Annotated in this window: 3 protein-coding genes; all 3 read left to right on the top strand. The window is 64.7% G+C overall.

The genetic code is table 11. The features are described from left to right. On the top strand, positions 1–1,972 hold a 1,972-nt coding region (locus AC2VLV_RS00585; RefSeq protein WP_486988150.1), incomplete at its 5' end, for a chemotaxis protein CheA. A 14-nt stretch (positions 1,973–1,986) separates the two neighbouring features. Continuing rightward, a complete protein-coding gene (locus AC2VLV_RS00580) occupies positions 1,987–2,601 on the top strand; it encodes a chemotaxis protein (RefSeq protein ID WP_486988149.1) in 615 nt (204 codons plus the stop codon). Continuing rightward, complete coding sequence (locus AC2VLV_RS00575; protein ID WP_486988148.1) at positions 2,598–3,350, top strand: oxygen-binding di-iron domain-containing protein; 753 nt, start codon at positions 2,598–2,600, stop codon at positions 3,348–3,350. The genes AC2VLV_RS00580 and AC2VLV_RS00575 overlap by 4 nt, the downstream gene beginning before the upstream one ends. Positions 3,351–3,494: the final 144 nt, after the last annotated feature.

The following is a 3,494-nucleotide window of genomic DNA, read 5'->3' as shown; positions in this document are numbered from 1 at the left end:
GGACAACGACATCCTGCTGGAATTTCTCGCCGAATCGCGCGAGCTGCTGAGCCAGGCCCAAGACCAGTTGCTGCGGCTGGAATCCCAGCCCGACGACAGCGACGCGCTCGGCGCCATCTTCCGCGCCTTCCACACCCTTAAAGGCGGTGCCGGTTTTCTCGAAGCGCAGAACATGGTGGACTGGTGTCACCATCTCGAAGACCTGTTCGACAAGATGCGCAGCGGCAAACTGCGCGCCACCGCGCCGATGATCGACGCCATCCTGCGCGCCACCGATGTCATCACCTCCATGCTCGACGACATGGCGAGGGGTGAAAATCCGCCCCCCGGCCCGGCCGCATTGGGCGCGGACATCCAGACTTTCGCCCGCGGCGAAACGCCAACGATGCCTGTGGCGGCCAAGGCGCCCAGTCCCGCGCCTAGCAGCGTCACACCCAGCTCCGCCCCCCCGGCCGATACCGCGCAGGAAGGCCTCTGGGTCACGCAGACCGAGCGCAACAGCGGCAGCACCGGGCTCTTTGCCGAACGCCGCACCGCCGACGCCGAACCCGGCGGCTCCATCACCCAAGACGAATTCGAGCGTGTGCTCGACGACCTCTATGGCGCAGGCCAGGCGCCGGGCGCCGCACCTGCGGTCGCCGTTGCGGCACCGGCCAGCCGTACCGCTGACGAGATCACCCAGGACGAGTTCGAGCGCGTGCTCGACCAGATTCACGGCGCAGGCCACGCCCCCGGCCAAGCGCCTGCTGCTGCGGCCAAGCCCGAAGCACATGCCCCGGCGCCAAGAAGCGCCAACAACAATGGCAGCGCCGCCGAAGAAACCTCCATCCGCGTCGATTCCACCCGGCTCGACCAGGCGATGAATCAAGTCGGCGAACTCGTGCTGCTGCGCAACCGGCTCAGCGCCGCCGTAGCCCGCATGGGGCAGGAAGACGAAGCCCTGGCCCGGCTGGCACGCGAAACCGATCTGGCCGTCAACGACCTGCAGAACACCGTCATGCGCCTGCGCATGCAGCCCTGCAAACGCCTGTTCCAAAGCCTGCCTCGGGTGGTGCGCGACGCCTCGCGAGCCTTAAGCAAAAAAGTGCGGCTGGACATCGAAGGCGAAGACGTGGAGATCGACAAGACCGTGGTCGATGCGCTCTCCGGCCCGCTCATCCATCTGGTGCGCAACGCGCTCGACCACGGCATAGAAGAGCCTGAAGTACGCCGTCAGGCGGGCAAGCCCGAGGAGGCCGTGCTGCGCGTGCTCGCCCGCCATCTGGGCGACAAGGTGCAGATTCTGGTGGGCGACGATGGCCGCGGCATGAACGCGCAAAAAATCATGCAGCACGCCATATCCAAAGGCGTCATCACCGCGCAGGAAGCCGCCCGGCTGTCCGAGCGCGAGATGCTCGAACTCATCTTTCTGCCCGGCTTTTCCACCAAAGAGCAGGTCAGCGAACTCTCAGGCCGTGGCGTGGGCATGGATGTGGTGCGTTCCACCGTCACCTCGTTGCGCGGCCGCATCGACATCGACACCACGCTGGGCAAGGGCAGCACCCTCACGCTGGAGTTGCCGCTCACCATGGCCGTGCTGCCGGTGCTGTATTTCCGCCTGCGGCGCGAAACCTACGCCCTGCCGGTAGCCGCCATCGAAAACCTGCTCGCCATCGACCCCGAGCAGGTGCACTCCATCTCCGGGCGGCTGATGGTGCAGGTCGATGGCAACCGCGTCGTGCCCTACATCGACCTGGGGGCTTTGCTGCAAGACCGTCCGATCAATCTGCACAAAGACCAGAGCGAAGGCATTCTCATCGAGCAGGGGCTGCTGGTGGTCTCAGAGGCCATGGGCACCGAAGACTCGGTGGTCAAGCCGCTGGACATCTCCACCAACGACACCCTCTACCAAGGCGCCACCATCTCGGGCAATGGCGAGGTGGTGCTCATTCTCGACGGCGCCGCGCTGGCCCGGGTGCAACGCAAGAGCTGACCCACTGACCCATCATGGACGACCAATCTCTCGACACCCTGCGCCGCGACTTCATCGCCGTGGCCGACGCCACCTACGCCTTTCAGGGCGCGCTGAAAAAACGCCTGCGCGAAATCGACCGCAAGGCGCTCAACGCCCAGGTGCTGGTCAAGCGCCACGGCAAAGAACTCGCCGGCTATGGCGTGGTGGCCCAGGCCTTCCGCGAAGGCGCCCAGGCCATGCAGACCTCCGCCGAGCAGGTGCAAAAGCTCATCAACCCGCTGATGCTGCACTTCATGGAAACACTGCGCGACGTACAGCAGATGGAAAGCCTGCGCAACATCCACAACGCCGCCACTGCGCATTGCCCCTCACTGGCCGAGCGCATGCGCCAGCACGCCGACATGCAGGATCGCCACGCCGCGGGCAGCCGCCGCGCCGGTCTGGCGCTCAACTCGGCGCTCGACCGCTTTCAGTCCGTCATTGCCGAGCTCGACTATGTCGTGGTCAACGGCCGCATCGAAGCGGCGCTGAAAGGCACGGTCAGCGCGCCGCTGGCGCAGGTCTCGCTGGAAATGGACCGGTCTGTGAGCGGCGTGCAGGAATTGCTGCGCACCTATCGCGAACAAATTGAAAGGATCATCGAATGAAATCGCTGCAGTTCTTCAGCCAGGGCAATCACCACTGGAACATCATCTACGACCAGGACGAGCGCCGCGTCATCGACTCCAACGTCTATGCCCTGAGCGTGGACGACCAGACCCTCATCCTCGATCCGGGCGGATTCGAGATCTTCCCGCAGGTGTTCAGCGCCCTGGTCGAAGTGGCCCCACCCGGCTCGCTCAAGGCCGCCTTCGTCAGCCATCAAGACCCCGACATCGCCTCCAGCCTGCCGCTGTGGAATGCTTGCAGCCCCACCATCGCCTGGTATGTGCCCAAGCTGTGGAGCGGCTTCATCCGCCATTACGGCGCGCTCGATGCCGATCTGCGCGACATCCCCGATGAAGGCGGCGAAATGACTCTGGGCTCCGCCCGGCTGCAGTTCGTCCCCGCGCATTACCTGCACTCTTCGGCGAACTTCCACGTCTATGACGCCTTCGCCAAAGTGCTGTTCTGTGGCGATGTGGGCGCGGCGCTGCTGCCCGCCGGCCATGCGCCCTTCGTCGATCGCCGCAACATCGAATCGCCCGCAGCGTTCGACGAGCACATCAAGTCCGCCGAGTACTTCCACAAACGCTGGATGCCGTCGATGGCCGCCAAGCGCAACTGGTGCGAGCGTGTTTCGAAGATGGACATCGACTTTCTCGCCCCGCAGCACGGCGCCATTTATACCGGCGAAAACGTCAAGCGCTTCATTGACTGGTTCGACGCGCTCAAGGTCGGCTCCGCCGTCGAGTAAGCCGTCCCCCACCCTGTCCCAACCGTCAAACCAATCTTCCTCACGCATCATGGACGCCACCGCCCTCCACTATCTGCAACAAGCTCTGGAACCGCTCGACAGCCTGGAAATGCTGGCCGAGGCCGACGCCGCCATGGAAAACGG

The organism is Thiomonas sp. TH-17, assembly GCF_057473305.1.
Note: the sequence above shows the minus strand (reverse complement) of the source record. Positions and strands in the feature narration are given on the sequence as shown.

Excerpts from the sequence above, each read along its gene's own strand:
- AC2VLV_RS00580 (WP_486988149.1), top strand. The coding sequence starts at position 1,987 with ATGGACGACCAATCTCTCGACACCCTGCGCCGCGACTTCATCGCCGTG.
- AC2VLV_RS00575 (WP_486988148.1), top strand. The coding sequence starts at position 2,598 with ATGAAATCGCTGCAGTTCTTCAGCCAGGGCAATCACCACTGGAACATC.